At 65.5% G+C, this 14,773-nt stretch carries 17 protein-coding genes; 6 read left to right on the forward strand and 11 right to left on the reverse strand.

Annotated features, from left to right (window positions below):
• The first annotated feature begins 85 nt into the window (after positions 1-85).
• Positions 86-844 (forward strand): hypothetical protein, encoded by a 759-nt coding sequence (locus AC1D3B_RS20665; protein ID WP_478192543.1) that lies wholly within the window; start codon positions 86-88, stop codon positions 842-844.
• Between the two features lie 39 nt (positions 845-883).
• On the opposite strand, the gene AC1D3B_RS20670 is transcribed toward AC1D3B_RS20665, so the two are convergent.
• Both AC1D3B_RS20670 and AC1D3B_RS20675 read right to left on the reverse strand, forming a co-directional pair.
• The gene (locus tag AC1D3B_RS20670) at positions 884-2,254 is read right to left on the reverse strand and encodes a type II toxin-antitoxin system HipA family toxin (RefSeq protein ID WP_478192544.1); all 1,371 of its coding nucleotides are present in this window, start codon (positions 2,252-2,254) and stop codon (positions 884-886) included.
• Entirely contained in the window at positions 2,251-2,568 is a 318-nt protein-coding gene (locus AC1D3B_RS20675) for a helix-turn-helix transcriptional regulator (RefSeq protein WP_478192545.1), read from the reverse strand. Before AC1D3B_RS20675 ends, AC1D3B_RS20670 begins: the two co-directional genes overlap by 4 nt.
• Positions 2,569-2,769: 201 nt before the next feature.
• Here AC1D3B_RS20675 and AC1D3B_RS20680 point away from each other — a divergent pair, with 201 nt between their 5' ends.
• Positions 2,770-3,462: a P-loop NTPase family protein gene (locus AC1D3B_RS20680; RefSeq protein WP_478192546.1), complete on the forward strand. Its 693-nt coding sequence runs from the start codon at positions 2,770-2,772 to the stop codon at positions 3,460-3,462.
• A 110-nt stretch (positions 3,463-3,572) separates the two neighbouring features.
• Here AC1D3B_RS20680 and AC1D3B_RS20685 read toward each other — a convergent pair whose 3' ends face one another.
• The 7 genes from AC1D3B_RS20685 to AC1D3B_RS20715 form a co-directional block, all read right to left on the reverse strand.
• Positions 3,573-4,094 (reverse strand): disulfide bond formation protein B, encoded by a 522-nt coding sequence (locus AC1D3B_RS20685; RefSeq protein WP_478192547.1) that lies wholly within the window; start codon positions 4,092-4,094, stop codon positions 3,573-3,575.
• On the reverse strand, positions 4,079-5,170 hold the full coding sequence (locus AC1D3B_RS20690) for a sulfate/molybdate ABC transporter ATP-binding protein (RefSeq protein WP_478192548.1): 1,092 nt from the start codon (positions 5,168-5,170) through the stop codon (positions 4,079-4,081). Before AC1D3B_RS20690 ends, AC1D3B_RS20685 begins: the two co-directional genes overlap by 16 nt.
• A gap of 12 nt (positions 5,171-5,182) precedes the next feature.
• Entirely contained in the window at positions 5,183-6,082 is a 900-nt protein-coding gene (gene cysW, locus AC1D3B_RS20695; protein ID WP_478192549.1) for a sulfate ABC transporter permease subunit CysW, read from the reverse strand.
• Complete coding sequence (gene cysT, locus AC1D3B_RS20700) at positions 6,079-6,972, reverse strand: sulfate ABC transporter permease subunit CysT (protein WP_478192550.1); 894 nt, start codon at positions 6,970-6,972, stop codon at positions 6,079-6,081. The genes cysW and cysT overlap by 4 nt, the downstream gene beginning before the upstream one ends.
• Before the next feature lie 86 nt (positions 6,973-7,058).
• A complete protein-coding gene (locus tag AC1D3B_RS20705) occupies positions 7,059-8,060 on the reverse strand; it encodes a sulfate ABC transporter substrate-binding protein (RefSeq protein ID WP_478192551.1) in 1,002 nt (333 codons plus the stop codon).
• On the reverse strand, positions 8,057-8,635 hold the full coding sequence (locus AC1D3B_RS20710) for an RBBP9/YdeN family alpha/beta hydrolase (RefSeq protein ID WP_478192552.1): 579 nt from the start codon (positions 8,633-8,635) through the stop codon (positions 8,057-8,059). Before AC1D3B_RS20710 ends, AC1D3B_RS20705 begins: the two co-directional genes overlap by 4 nt.
• 103 nt (positions 8,636-8,738) lie before the next feature.
• Positions 8,739-9,656, reverse strand: a complete 918-nt coding sequence (locus AC1D3B_RS20715) for a LysR family transcriptional regulator (protein WP_478192553.1) — start codon at positions 9,654-9,656, stop codon at positions 8,739-8,741.
• 126 nt (positions 9,657-9,782) lie between these two features.
• On the opposite strand from AC1D3B_RS20715, the gene AC1D3B_RS20720 reads away from it, so the two are divergent.
• A complete protein-coding gene (locus tag AC1D3B_RS20720; RefSeq protein ID WP_478192554.1) occupies positions 9,783-10,430 on the forward strand; it encodes an FMN-dependent NADH-azoreductase in 648 nt (215 codons plus the stop codon).
• 65 nt (positions 10,431-10,495) lie between these two features.
• On the opposite strand, the gene AC1D3B_RS20725 is transcribed toward AC1D3B_RS20720, so the two are convergent.
• On the reverse strand, positions 10,496-11,497 hold the full coding sequence (locus AC1D3B_RS20725) for an AraC family transcriptional regulator (protein ID WP_478192555.1): 1,002 nt from the start codon (positions 11,495-11,497) through the stop codon (positions 10,496-10,498).
• A 222-nt stretch (positions 11,498-11,719) separates the two neighbouring features.
• On the opposite strand from AC1D3B_RS20725, the gene AC1D3B_RS20730 reads away from it, so the two are divergent.
• Genes AC1D3B_RS20730 through AC1D3B_RS20740 form a run of 3 tightly spaced genes read left to right on the forward strand, consistent with a single transcriptional unit; the run spans position 11,720 to position 14,151 of the window.
• On the forward strand, positions 11,720-12,823 hold the full coding sequence (locus AC1D3B_RS20730) for an LLM class flavin-dependent oxidoreductase (RefSeq protein WP_478192556.1): 1,104 nt from the start codon (positions 11,720-11,722) through the stop codon (positions 12,821-12,823).
• A complete protein-coding gene (locus AC1D3B_RS20735) occupies positions 12,804-13,385 on the forward strand; it encodes a flavin reductase family protein (protein WP_478192557.1) in 582 nt (193 codons plus the stop codon). The genes AC1D3B_RS20730 and AC1D3B_RS20735 overlap by 20 nt, the downstream gene beginning before the upstream one ends.
• Complete coding sequence (locus AC1D3B_RS20740; RefSeq protein WP_478192558.1) at positions 13,366-14,151, forward strand: cyclase family protein; 786 nt, start codon at positions 13,366-13,368, stop codon at positions 14,149-14,151. Before AC1D3B_RS20735 ends, AC1D3B_RS20740 begins: the two co-directional genes overlap by 20 nt.
• Before the next feature lie 12 nt (positions 14,152-14,163).
• Here the strand turns inward: AC1D3B_RS20740 and AC1D3B_RS20745 are convergent, their stop codons facing one another.
• On the reverse strand, positions 14,164-14,718 hold the full coding sequence (locus tag AC1D3B_RS20745; RefSeq protein WP_478192559.1) for an NADPH-dependent FMN reductase: 555 nt from the start codon (positions 14,716-14,718) through the stop codon (positions 14,164-14,166).
• Positions 14,719-14,773: the final 55 nt, after the last annotated feature.

The following is a 14,773-nucleotide window of genomic DNA, read 5'->3' on the forward strand; positions in this document are numbered from 1 at the left end:
AAGGTGTTGATTTGTAAGGGGATTTCGCTGGCCTGGACCCGGAAGATCGGCCGCCACCTGAGGCGAGGATGATAACGTGCGAGCCATGCACGAGCCCCCCGTTTTCCCCCCTGTACAACGCCGGGCCTGGCTGCTTGCCGCGATCGTCTCGATCGTGGGTCTGGCCGCCTGCACGACCACCACCACCGAGCGCGCCGCGCCGTATGCCAACCAGGAATGGCTCCAGACCGGAACCAACCGCATCGCCAACCTGGCGCTGCGCGACAACCTCCAGTCCGTTCGGCGGGTGCAGGTGTCGCTGTATCGGCGCAATCCCCGGGAATGGCGCAAGTGGGCCACCGGCGCCGACGATGCGATCCAGCGCACCTGGGATTCGATCACGCACGACACCGCCCTGCCCCAACTGCGCGGTGCTACCGGCATCGACGCCATTCGCCTCGCCTTCGACACCGGCCCTCACCCCTACGAGGGCGATCGCGTCGCGGCGCTGGTGGTCGGGTGGGCGTCGCTGCTCAAGCAGGCGAACGGCAACACTTGGGAGCAGACGATGCTCGACGGCGTCAATGCCGAGAACAGCTTCCGCGCCGCGCGCAATGTCGAGATTTCGCTGTGGCTCATCGGCTCGAAGACCGGCCCCGACGGCCAGCCTCTGCTGCTCGCGACCGAGATCAGCGAGCGCGGGCGCAACCTGCTGGTCGATCGCGAACTCTCCAAGGTGGTCGCGCGGCTCGACCTGCTGGCCGCGCAGGCCGACGAGAAGTACCGCCGCGCCGCGCTGGACTTCAGCCAGAACTGGTTCCTGGGTAGTCTCGGGCCCTTTTTCTCGATGGTTCCAAAGAACTGATGCCGGTGGCTGACGCCCGATGACTGACGAACTGAAGCCCTAGAACCACTCCGCGTCGGGATGACGCTTTCGCCATGACGCGACGCTCGTACTGGTTTCGATGTGCTCGGCCAGGCGCTCCCGGTGGGTGCGTGTGAGCGGCAGCGTCTGCAACAGGCCGGGCCAGGTCCGCATCGCCCGGTCGACGCAATCCGAGACGACTTCGGAGAGCTGCTTCTCCGGGATGTCCCAGGCATTGGCGAGCTGGCGCAACGTGCCGGGCGTCAGCAGGCTCCGGTCCTTCTGGCCCGGAAAGAACTGCAGGCCGTGCCCCGATCCCTTGAAGTACACGCCATACGCGACGATGTCGTAGGCCTTCGACAGTTCGGGCCTCGCCTGCCCCGGCGGATAGACGAGGCTGAAATTCTTCAGGTGCGCGTCGTAGTTGCCCAGCAACTCTGACACCTTGATGCGACGCAACAGCTCGGCCACGTCGGCCTCGCCCTTGGCCGAGCGCCGCTTGAGCAGCAGGCCGATCGCGGCGTAGGTACCCGAATACTTGTATTCGGACGGCGTGCCGGTGACCTGCGCGAAGTCTTCCATATGCAGGCGCCGGGTCTCGGTGTCGACGTCGCGGTCGAAGCGGGACACGAGGAGGAAGTTGCGCTCGTCCTTTTGCAAGGCGTAGGGCAACTGGTCCGCAATGGCGGACAGCGGTTGCAGCGAGAACTCGCAGGTGTTCACGCCGGCCGCGGCCGCCAGCTTCAACGAGCTGTACTCGACCTCGGGGAGCCGGTCGTATTCGGAGGTCGGCAGCTTGCCGATGAAGTGCTTCTGGTCCGATTGCTTCGAACGCATCACGTAGCGTCCAGGGCCGCCGTCGACCAGTGCCACCTTGGGCTGGACGCCGGAGATCGAAGTCTGCTGCGGCGTGGGCACCTGCCCCGAACTCATCTCGTAGCTGTCGCGGCTCTGGCCGATCAGCCGGCCCAGGGCGACTTCGTCGAGCATTTCCGCGTCCGCCCAGACGTCGCCGGGGAGATCGGCGCCGCAGGCGGCCAGCAGGCCGAGTTCGTCGTTCACTTCCAGGCCGAGGTCGCCGACGAGCTGCTTGCGCAGTGGTCCTTCGGGAAGCAGGTTCTGGAAAAAGGGCGGCAAGCCGAACTTGCCATCGCCCCGGTTCACGTCCAGGGCCGGGTCCAGCAACTGCGCCACGGTGGCGGCCTCGGCTTCCGCGATCGCCTGCGCCGCGCGTTCGCCGCCGCCCGAGATGGGCGGGGCGACGACATAGAGCTGCGACAGCACCGGCCGTGCCGGATTCTTCGCATAGGCGTCGTCGAAGCGGAAGTAGACGCGCCCGTCGTCGAGGCCGAACAGGGACCCGACATCGGTCCTGCCGCGCCGGATTCTCAACGACCGTACGACGCTCACGGGACCTGCCTGGCCGACGAGCCTCTGCGAGACCTCGGCATGAGGCTGCTCACCTCGTCCTGCAGGCCCGTGGGCTTGGTGTCCAGGTCGCCGCGGGTCAGGTCGGCGACGACCTGCGGCACGAACTGCATCTCCAGCCCGAGGGTCCTGAGCAGCGCGAGCAAGGTGTTGAGCTCGACGTTGCCGCGCCCGGCCTCGAGCGCGCCGAGCGTATTGCGGGAGATGCCGGCCTGCAACGCGAGTTCGGAGGCCGTCATGGCGCGATCCTTGCGCGCCTGACGCAGGAAGTGGCCGATTGCGGCGAGATTGGTCATGCTCATCAAATTGTGCAAAGTACGAGGATGAGAATGATATTGCGCAAAACAGATGATCAAGTCAATCTTTTTTGCTCATCAAGATATGCAATTTTGAGTTTTGAGTATTTTAATGAGCAAACATTGCAACGAAGCGCTCCACGGGGGCACCGCCCCTAGAATGATTCGCAAAAGTCCAAACCCATTTCATCCAGGAACCTCATGAGCTCCATCAACTTCATCGGCGGCGAAAAGGGCGGTGTCGGCAAGTCGGTCACCGCACGGGTCCTGGCGCAGTATTTCATCGATCACAGCCGACCTTTCGTCGGCTTCGACACCGATCGCTCGCACAGCTCCTTCACCCGCTTCTACGAAGGCTTCGCCTCGCCGGTGGTGGTGGACAGCTTCGAAGGTCTCGACACGGTCGTGAACGGCTTCGAGACCAATCCGCAGCAAAGCGTGATCGTCGACCTCGCGGCCCAGACGCTTGCGCCGCTTTCGAGATGGATCAAGGAGTCCGACCTGTTCGACGTGTTCGCCGAGCTCGGCGTGGCAGTCAACTTCTGGCACGTGCTCGACGACGGCAAGGATTCGAGCGATCTGCTCGGCGTGCTCATCGACACCTTCGGCGAAAAGCCCAACTACATCGTGGTGCAGAACTATGGCCGCGGCAACGATTTCGGCCTGCTGCTCGGGTCGCAGTCGCTCAGCAAGGCGGCAGCGAACGGCGCGCGCGTGATCGCCCTGCCCCGCCTGCACGACGCCAGCATGCGCAAGATCGATGCGCGCAATACGAGCTTCTGGAAGGCGGTCAACGACCGCGAAGGGCCGCACGCGCTGGGGTTGCTCGAACGCCAGCGCGTGAAGACCTGGCTGGCAACCGCCTATGCAGCCTTTGACACCCTGCCCTTGTAGCTCGCCCCCAGGCTCGCGCACTTCGTGTCGCTCTCCACCCCCTGCCGGGGGCAACACCTGCAGCCCGGCGGAGCCGGTTCTGCGGTGTTTCTGGAATGGGGGCGCCGGCGTCAGGGGGCGTTGCGGGGGGTGCTGCGGAAGAGCAGGACCAGCAGCAGCAGCGCGAAGACGGTGAAGGCGATGAAGGACCAGTTCGCGATCGACAGGCCGAGGAAGGTCCAGTCGATTTGCGAGCAGTCGCCGGCGCCTCGGAAGATCATCGGCAGCGCCCGCTGCAGCGGGAAGGTCTCGATCATCCCGTAGATGTCGCGGCCGCAGGACACCACTTCCGGCGGATGCCATTGCAGCCAGCTCTGACGCGCGGCGGTGTAGGCACCGCCCACGGCCATGATGAGCCCGAGCAGCGATCCGGTCACTTGCAGCCCCCTCCGGCTGCTGGCGGCAGCAAGGGCCGCGAAGATCGCGACCAGCACCAGCGCATAGCGCTGCACGATGCACATCGGGCACGGCTCGAGGCCGACCACGTGCTGCAGGTACATGCCGAATGCCAGCATCGCCACGCAAGCGGCGACGATCAGCGCGAACGCGCGCCGCGGCGCACCAAAATACCAATCGATCAAGGTGAAACCCATTCCTCAACGAACACCCGGGCCTTGCGCGGTGTGGCGACGACGGTGTCGCCTTCCTTCAGGCCCAGGTCCCGGAACTGTTGCGCAGGGAGTTGCGCTTCGATGATGGTTCCGGAGCCCGGATTATCTGGATTCGATTCGACAGGCTCGAGTTCCAGTCGCGCGATGGGGCCGACGACGATGGCGCGGCTCAAGGTCGCGACGATGCCGGTCGCGCCTGCGGTATAGCGTTCGACGGTCAGATCGTGCGGACGGACATAGGCCAGCGCCTTGCCGTCGCGGAATGCGCGCTCCTGCGTGTCGATGCGGATGCCTTCGACATGCACCTCGCCTTCATGCGCGCGGCCGTGGAACAGGTTCACGTCGCCGAGGAAACCGTAGACGAAGGGGCTCGCGGGGTGGTCCCACACGTCCTGCGGGGAGCCGACCTGTTCGACGCGGCCGCTGTTCATCAGCACCACGCGATCCGCCACTTCGAGCGCTTCTTCCTGGTCGTGGGTGACGAAGATGCTGGTCACGTGCAGTTCGTCGTGCAGGCGGCGCAGCCAGCGGCGCAGTTCCTTGCGCACCTTGGCGTCGAGCGCGCCGAAAGGCTCGTCGAGCAGCAGCACCTTGGGTTCAACCGCCAACGCACGGGCCAGTGCAATGCGCTGCCGCTGGCCGCCGGAAAGCTGCGACGGGTACCGGTCGGCCAGCCAGTCGAGTTGCACCAGCTTGAGAAGGTCATGCACCTTCGCCTTGATCTGCGCTTCACTGGGGCGCGTGCTGCGCGGCTTGACGCGCAGGCCGAAGGCCACGTTCTCGAACACCGTCATATGACGGAACAGTGCGTAGTGCTGGAACACGAAGCCGACCTGGCGTTCGCGCACATGGACGTCGGTGGTGTCTTCGCCCGAGAACAGGATGCTGCCCGCATCGGCCGTCTCCAGGCCCGCGATGATGCGCAGCAACGTGGTCTTGCCGCAGCCCGAGGGACCGAGCAATGCGACCAGTTCGCCCGACGACACGTCGAGGTTCACATCGCGCAGCGCGTGGAAGTCGCCGAACTGCTTGCTGACGTTGCGGATTTCGATACTCATGATTTCTTTCTTTCAGGTCGCAACGGCCTGCGGGCGCTCGGGCGGCAGGTCGGCGAGCGCCTTCATCTCGCGCTCGTGGCGCCATTCGACGAAGGACTTGATGACGAGCGTGACCAGCGCCAGGATCGCCAGCAGCGAAGCCACCGCGAACGCGGCGACGGACTGGTATTCGTTGTAGAGCACTTCCACGTGCAGCGGCATGGTGTTGGTCTGGCCGCGGATGTGGCCGGACACCACCGACACCGCGCCGAACTCGCCCATGGCCCGCGCGTTGCAGAGGATCACGCCGTAGATGAGGCCCCACTTGATGTTGGGCAGCGTCACGCGCCAGAAGGTCTGCCAACCGGTCGCGCCCAGCACGATCGCGGCCTGCTCCTCCTCGGTGCCCTGCGCCTGCATGAGCGGGATCAGTTCGCGCGCGATGAACGGGAAGGTCACGAACACCGTCGCCAGCACGATGCCGGGCACGGCGAAGATGATCTTGATGTCGTGCGCCGCGAGCCACGGGCCGAACCAGCCCTGCGCACCGAACACCAGCACGTAGATCAGGCCCGCCACGACCGGCGATACGGCGAAGGGCAGGTCCACCAGGGTCGTGAGGAAGGCCTTGCCGCGGAATTCGAACTTCGCGATGGCCCACGCGGCCGCGATGCCGAAGACGAGATTCAACGGCACGGCGATCGCCGCCGTCAGCAAGGTCAGGCGAATGGCGCTCCAGGCATCCGGCTCCTTCAACGCATCGACGTAAGCACCGAACCCCTTGCGCAAGGCTTCGGCGGCGACAGCGGCGAGCGGCAGCACGAGGAACAGGAACATGAACGCCATCGCGATGCCGATCAGCGTCCAGCGCACCCATGCCGCTTCGGTCGTCCCTGCCTTGGCGCGGCGAATGGTCCTGGCGTTCGCGCTCATGTCGAAGCTCCCGAACGACGGCGCTGCCATCCCTGCAGGCCATTGATGACCAGCAGCAGCACGAACGAGATCACCAGCATTACCAGTGCCACTGCGGTTGCACCCGCGTAGTCGTACTGCTCCAGCTTGCCGATGATGATCAGCGGCGTGATCTCCGAGATCATCGGCATGTTGCCGGCAATGAAGATGACCGAGCCGTACTCACCGATCGCGCGCGCGAAGGCCATCGCGAAGCCGGTCAGCAGTGCCGGCATGATCGACGGGAGGATCACCTTCGTGAAGGTCTGCAGGCGCGTTGCGCCGAGACTGGTCGCGGCCTCTTCGAGTTCTTTCTCGGTGTCTTCGAGAACGGGCTGCACCGTGCGCACGACGAAGGGCAAGCCGATGAAGATCAGGGCGATCACGACACCCGCCGGCGTGAAGGCCAGCTTGATGCCCATCGGTTCCAGGAACTGCCCGACCCAGCCATTGCCGGCCAGCAGCGCAGTCAGCGAAATGCCGGCCACGGCCGTCGGCAACGCGAATGGCAGGTCAACCAGCGCATCCACGATCCGCTTGCCCGGGAACTTGTAGCGCACGAGCACCCATGCGACGAGCAAGCCGAACACCAGGTTGACGAGGGCAGCGATCAGTGACGCCCCGAAGGTCAGTCGGTAGGACGCCATGACGCGCGGCGCCGTCACTGCCACCCAGAAGTGCTCCCAGTCCATCGTGAAGGTCTTGAAGACCAGCGCCGACAACGGGATCAGGACGATCAGGCTCAGGTACAGCACCGCATAGCCGAGCGTCAGGTGAAAGCCCGGCAGCACGCGTCGGGACACCCCTGTGTTGCCCGCACGCGCAAGCGGCGCCGCCGAGGACGGCAGCGCCGAGGAAACAGCACCGCTCATCGGGCCCCCACGCTCCGCGCTGACGCGTCGTCGCTGCCCCCCGAGGGGGCCTTCGCTTGCTTGAAGCGGTTCGGCGCTGCGCTCATTTACTTCGCGCCGGGCGTGTAGAGCCTGTCGAACTGGCCGCCGTCATTGAAGTGCACCTTCTGGGCTTCGCTGAGGCTGCCGAACAGCTCCTGCACCGTGAAGAGCTGCACCGGCTTGAAGGTCGCGGCGAACTTCTTGAGCACGGCTTCAGAACGCGGACGCAGCGCGTGCTTGGCGGCAATCTCCTGCGCCTCGTCGGAGTAGAGGTAGTCCAGATAGGCCTTGGCGAGTTCACCCGTGCCCTTCTTCGCGACGGTGCGTTCTACCACCGCGACCGGGTTCTCGGCCAGGATGCTGATGGACGGATACACGGCATCGACCTTGCCCGCACCGAACTCGCGATCGATCGAGACCACTTCGGATTCGAAGGTGATCAGCACGTCGCCGATGTTGCGTTGCAGGAACGCGGTCGTCGCGTCGCGGCCGCCGCGCGCCAGGATGGGCACGTTCTTGAACAGCTTGCCGACGAACTCGGCCGCCTGCGCGTCGGTGCCGCCCTTCTTCTTCACGTAGCCCCAGGCCGCGAGGTAGGCGTAGCGGCCGTTGCCACCGGTCTTCGGGTTGACGACCACGACCTGCACGCCGGGCTTGATCAGGTCGTCCCAGTCCTTGATGCCCTTCGGGTTGCCGTTGCGCGTCAGGAACAGCATCGTCGACGTGGTGGGCGCCGCGTTGTAGGGGAAGCGCTTGGCCCAGTCCTTGGCGACCACGCCCGCGTTGGCGAGGAATTCGATGTCGGTGGTGGTGTTCATGGTCACCACGTCGGCCTCCAGGCCGTCGGCCACGGCGCGCGCCTGGGCGCTCGAGCCAGCGTGCGACTGGTCGATCTTGACCTCCTTGCCTGTCGTCTTCTTGTAGTTGGCGACGAATGCGGCGTTGTAGTCCTTGTAGAACTCGCGCGCCACGTCGTAGGAAACATTGAGAAGCGTCGTCTGGGCCGAAGCGGCGCCGCTGGCGGCGAGCACCAAAGCGCCGAGGACCGTCTTGATTCTGGAAGTCATAGAGTTGCCAAAGGTTCGAAATTGCGCGAGCCGCCCATGAGGGTGGTCGGCTCGTCTGTCAGGGATTGGAGCAGGGCCAGGCCCAGGGGCCAGTCGCCGTGTCCGGATTCGATGTTGATGTGGCCGGCATTCTGCATCCGAACGAATTCGCTGCCCCAGGCGCGGGCATACGCGCCAGCGAGCCGCACGGGGCAATAGGGGTCATTGCTGCTCGCGACCACGATGCTGCGGTACGGCAATCTGGCGTAGGGTACGGGCGCGAAATCCGACAGCACGGCGCGGCGCTCCGGATCGGCCGGCGCAACCAGCAGGGCGCCGCTGATGCGCGCCGCAGCGGCTTCGGACAGGTGCGTGGTCGCGATGCAGCCCAGGCTGTGCGCGGCGATGATGACCGGATCCGGGCTGTCGAGGATGAGCTTTTCGAGCGAAGCGACCCAGGCCGCGCGGCTCGGGGTGATCCAGTCGTCCTGCTCGACGCGCACCGCGCCCTGCATCCGCTCGGCCCACAGGCTTTGCCAATGGCCGGGGCCGGAATCGCGCCAGCCGGGCACGATCACGATGGTGGGTTGGGTCACACGGGGTCGCTTGTCTAGGGGGAAGCCGGCGATTCTGCGAAGTATTGCTTCAATGACAAACGAATATCTACTTGTTTGAATATGGCATTTTTCGCATAAGGGATCAGCCTGCGAGGTCGTGCGGCTCGTCGCTGTCGAGGTTCTCGACCAGGAAATCGATCAGCCGCCGGACCGCCGGAACCAGCGCACGGCGCGCCGGGAACATGACGTGGGTGATGCCCGGCGCCGGTCCCCAGCCTGGGAGCACCTCCACCAAGGCGCCCGACTTGAGTTCACCTCGGCACATATAGTCCGGCAGCACCGACGCACCGATCCCCTGGACGACCGCGAACTTGAGCGTCAGCAGGTCGTCCGCGACATAGCGCGGCGTGTGCGTATGCACGACCACCTTGCCCGCGGGGCCCTCGAGCCGCCAATTGGTGCGACCGTCGCCGGTGGACATCGAGACCGTGTCGATCTTGTGCAGGTCGGCCGGCGTCAGCACCGGCCCCTGGCGCCGGAGTTGCTCAGGATTGCCGACCAGGATGCCCCGGCTGATGCCGAAGGTCTTCGCGACCAGGGTCGCGCTGTCCTCGATCTCGGGCCGCACGCGCAGCGCCAGATCCACGCCCTCTTCGACCGGATCGACAGGCCGGTTCAGCACACGCATCTCGACGCGCACTGCCGGATAGCGCGCCATGAACTGCGGCATCAGCGGGCCGACACTGCTTTGCGCCAGGGTCACGGGACAGCTCAGCCGCACGGTGCCGCTCGGCTCGGTCTGCACCTGCGCGACCGCTTCCGAGGCGGCCTGGGCCGCGTCGCGCATCGCGGCGGAATGCCGCAGGTAGATCTCGCCGGCTGGCGTGAGCGACAGGCGCCGGGTGCTGCGCTGCATCAGTTGCACCCCGAGTTCGGCCTCCAGGTCAGCCACGCGCCGCGAGAGCCGCGACTTCGGGATGCCTAGCGCGCGGCTCGCTGCGGCAAAACCACCGCGCTCTGCGACTTCCGCAAAAAACACCATGTCGTTCAGGTCTTGCATCGCTTCATTGTCCTATTCATGGAACGAATTAGGCCATTTTTGCCGACTTATCAATTAATCGCCACAAAAATAGAATTCTTCCCACGCCGACCGATTGAGTGCCGGCACTTTTCAAGAAAGTTGATCATGAAACTGCTGCACGTCGATTCCAGCGTCCTGGGCACCAACTCCGTTTCCCGCCAACTCACTGCCGAAGTGGTGGCCGAATGGCGCAAGACCCATCCTCACACGACCGTCGACTACCTCGACCTTGCCGTGGACACCCCCAACCACTTCAGCGCCGACGCGCTCGGCATCAAGGTCGGCGTGCAAGCCGAGCCGACCGCAGCCCAGCGCCACGAGAATGAAGTCTCCGAGCGCCTGGTGAACCAGTTCCTCGCCGCGGACGTGATCGTCGTGGGCGCCCCGCTCTACAACTTCACGGTGCCGACCCAACTCAAGGCCTGGATCGACCGCCTGGCACAAGCCGGCCGCACCTTCAAGTACACCGACAAGGGCCCGGTCGGCCTGGCCACGGGCAAGACCCTGATCGTCGCCTCGACACGTGGCGGCATCTACTCGACCAGCGAAGGCGGTCAGGCGATGGAACACCAGGAGAGCTACCTGAAGGTTGTGTTCGGCTTCTTCGGCGTGACCGACGTGCGCTTCGTGCGTGCCGAAGGCGTGGCGATGGGCGATGCTCCCAAGGCTGCGGCCCTGGATTTGGCCCGCGCCGATATCGCCGTGGCGACCGGCAAGGCGGCCAATCAGGACGTCGCCGCACTGGCTGCGTAATCCACGTTGCTGATCGCGCACCGCCCGACGGTGCGCTCCGCAAGAACCGCTGACACCGCGAGGTCTCAGCGGTTCAGCGTTTGGGAGGGCAACTCTCCGTACTTCTGGCGATAGCGCGCGCTGAAATGACCGAGGTGGGCGAAACCCCACCGCAAGGCAACATCGCGCACCGTTTCGCCGGGCAGTCGACCCAGCGACAGTTCGTCGCGCACGCGCGCCATCCGCACATCCGCGATGTGGCGCATCGGCGTGGTGTTCCGATACTTCCGGAACCCGAGGAAGAGCGCGCGCGTGCTGACGCCCACATGGCCGGCGAGGTCCGCGACCGAGATCGGCTCGTGCGCATGCTCGTCGACGTAGGCTTCCGCGCGCCGAACGAAACCTGGCGAGACGCCGTGGTCCGCCGCGCCGAGGACCTCACGATACGAATGCGGCTGGCATTGCAGCAGCGCGGCGATGCCGGCCTGCTCGATCTGCGAGGCCAGCAAGGGGGAATCGACCCAGGGCGAGCTCTTCGAAAGATCGTCGCCGAGTTCCTCGAACAGCCAGCGGACCCAACGCACCCATGCCGCGGCGCGAGGTTGTTCGAGCGGCATCCCCGGTGCGAAGACGACCGGGTTGCGCAAGGGCCGGCCGAGGTGGCTGGCGCATTGCCTTTCGAGCGCGGCGCGCTCCACGCGCACGAACAGCTTCTCGCAGCCTTCGTGGTGAAGCATCGTCATAGGTTCGCTGGGACTGACGACCGATGCCACGGTGCTGGTCGACTGCACGGTCTCGCCGACCGTGCGCACCCCCTCGCTCCCCTTGAGGAGGATCTGGACCAGGTAGAAGCTCTGCAGTTGCCCCGGGTCGATCGCCACCGTGGCGCCGTAGCCCATGCGTCCCAGTCCCAGCGCCCCGATGCCTCGATAGTGCATCGAGGCCCTGACGCGCTGCCGGCTGCCAATGACCGACAGCTTGTGATCGCAGAACACCTGCGTGACGCGGCTGCGCGCTTCATCGAGATCTGAAGTCTGAAAGTGGCCGACCCGAACCACGGGGGCCTGAGCAACTGAAGCTTGAATCACGCGCTCTCCGGACTGTCTGGTTTCTGAATCGCCATCAACGATTCCCGATACTGGGCGGTCGGGCCCGGGTCGGACTTCGGGGATAACCCTCGGCCGTCCAGCGCCTCGATCGCACGGCGGCGCAAAGACTTGCACGCATGGGACAGCACTTGCACGCCCGGGACATCGCCCCAGCGCCGCGTCCTTATCGTGGACCCATCGAAGTTCACACATGCACGCCCCATGCCAATCCAGTCCACCCCCCTCCTTCAACGCAAGCACTTCCTCCTCGGCACATTCGCCTCCAACTGCTCCAGCGGCATGTCCGTCACCAAGGTGCCGGAACGCTGGCAGAACACCTGGGACAACAACCTGAAGCTCGCCCGGCTGCTCGACGACGCGGGCATCGACTTCATGCTGCCCATTGCGCGCTGGATCGGCTATGGCGGCGAAACCAATTTCCACGGCGACGTGCTGGAGACCGTGACCTGGGCGACCGGGCTGGTCGCGCAGACGAAGCAGTTGACGGTGTTCGCCACCACGCATACCGCGGCGAACCATCCGGTGGTCGTGGCCAAGCAGATCGCGACCATCGACCAGCTCGGCCAGGGCCGCGCCGGCCTGAACATCGTCGCGGGTTGGAACAACCCGGAATACGAGGCACTGGGCTTGAAGCTCCCTCCGGACCACGAGACCCGCTACGCGTACGCCGAGGAGTGGTACCAGCTCGTGCGCAAGCTGTGGCAGGAGCCGGGCGTCTTCGACTGGGACGGCGCGCATTTCCAGCTCAAGGGCATCCACAGCCACCCGAAGCCCTACGGCGAGCTGCCGCCGATCCTCAACGCGGCGGGCTCCGGTCTCGGACGCGAATTTGCGACCCGCAACGCCAACTTCCTCTTCACGCCGGCCATCGATCTCGTCCGCTCGAAGGACGAAGTGGCCGAGTTGCGAAGCTCGGCCAACGCCAAGGGGCGTGACGTCGGGGTGCTGACGTTCTCACACGTGGTCTGCCGGCCGACCGAGGCGGAGGCACGCGCCTATCTTTCGCATTTCGGTCAGGTGCATGCGGACTGGGCGGCCGTGGACAACCTGGTCAATCTCCAGTTTGCGCACGCCCAATCCTTCCCTCACGATCTGCTGGCGCTGATCCGGGACCGCATGGCGGCCGGGCATGGGGGCTTTCCGCTTGTCGGCACGCCGGAGCAAGTGGCGCAGGGGATCCTCAGCCTGGCCGAAGCGGGATTCAGCGGGACCACGCTGTCCTTCGTGGACTATGTCGAGGAGTTCCCGTACTTCCGGGACACCGTCCTCCCGATCCTCCGCGCCCATGGCCTTCGCGATGCGTGACCTGCCCGAACCGGTCGATGGCCAGGCCTTCCGTACCGCCATGCGACGGCTGGCCGGCGGCGTGAGCGTCATCACCGTGGGCGCCCTCGGCGCACGCTCGGGATTCACCGCCACATCCGTCGTCTCGCTCTCGGTGGCACCAGCAGTGCTGCTGGTGTCCGTCAACGCCGAGTCGTCGTCCTGGCCCTTGATGCGCCGGCACGGCCGGTTCGGGGTCAACGTCCTGGCCGAGCACCAGCAGGTGGTGGCAGAGCGCTTCTCGGGACGCGACGGCATCCAGGCCGAGGGACGCTACGCGCGATCGAAGTGGCATCTCGTCGAAGACGCCTGGCTGCTCGACGGCGCGGCGGCTGCCTTCGCCTGCGACATCGAGGAATGCTTCGAGCGTCATGGCCACTGCGTGGTGCTCGGCCGCGTGCGCGCAATACGCGCCGACGCGCCCCACGACGGCGCGCTCGTCTACTGGAAAACGGGCTATACGCCCCTCTCGGGCGGCCCAGCCGCCGCGCCCATTTCGACTCATCCCACGGAGATCCGCACCCATGGCACATGCCACTCTTGACCGTCTCGCAACCGACCTGCTCGAAGGCCGCATTCGCATCGTCGACCTCACCCAGACCTTGTCGCCGGACTTTCCGGCGCTGCAACTGCCGCCCCAGTTCGGGCAGGTGTGGGGGTTCACGATGGAAAGGATCTCGCATTACGACGAGGCCGGGCCCGGGTGGTACTGGAACAACTTCTCCTGCGGCGAGCACACGGGGACGCACTTCGACGCACCGGTGCACTGGATCAGCGGCAAGGACCATCCGAACAACAGCGTGGACACCATCGAGGTCCGGAACTTCGTCGCTCCGGCCGTGGTGGTCGATGCCAGCGCTGAAGTCGCTGGCGACCCTGACTGGCTGTTGACCGTCTCTTTTCTCGAAGCCTGGGAATCACGACATGGCCGCATTCCGGCCGGTGCCTGGGTGCTGTTTCGCACGGACTGGTCGAGGCGTGCGAGCGACCCGGCCGCGTTCCTGAACTTGCGCGAGGACGGCGCACACACGCCCGGCCCCACGCAGGAAGCGGTCGAATGGCTCATCGCGCAGCGCAAGGTCCACGGCTTCGGCGTCGAAACCATCAACACCGACGCGGGACAGGCCCACGCATGGCCGCTGCCCTACCCGTGCCACACGCTCATGCACGGCGCCAATCGCTACGGACTGCAATGCCTGACCAACCTTCATCAGCTGCCGCCGACGGGCTCGATGATCTTGGCGGCACCGCTGAAGATCCAGGGCGGATCGGGCAGTCCCCTGCGCGTGCTCGCGCTGGTCGGAGACTGAAGCGGCTCGCGCTCAGTTCGAGTGGTCCTTGATCCAGGCCACGTACTTGTCGACCCAGCCCTGGAGGAACTTCTTGGTGGCGCCTTCGGCGACATGGCCCTTGTCGTCGAAGAGACCTTCCTTGTTCTGCAGGAAGACCTCGGGCTGGCCGAGGGTCGGCATGTCCAGATAGGCCAGCACGGTGCGCAGCTGCTGCTGAGCGACGGCCGTGCCGATCTGGCCGACCGAAATGCCGAGGACGCCTGCGGGCTTGCCCGCCCATGCGCTCTGCCCGTACGGGCGCGAGGCATTGTCGATTGCGTTCTTCAACACACCGGGAATCGCGCGGTTGTATTCGGGCGTCACGAACAGCACGCCGTCCGCCGCCGCGATCTCGGTCTTGAGACGCTTGACCGCCGGGGCCTGATTGCCATCCTGGTCCTGGTTATAGAGCGGAAGGTCATCGATCTGCACGTGCTCGAAGGTGAAATCGGAGGGTGCGAGATGCGCGACGGCGAGCGCAAGCTTCCGGTTCAACGAATCCTTGCGCAAGCTGCCGATGACAACGGCAATCTTTTTCTGGGCCATGCAAACTCCTTGACGGTGATTGAAGGAAATCGCGACGCACTATGCGTAGCGCACA

This window comes from Variovorax sp. P5_A3 (assembly GCF_056400665.1).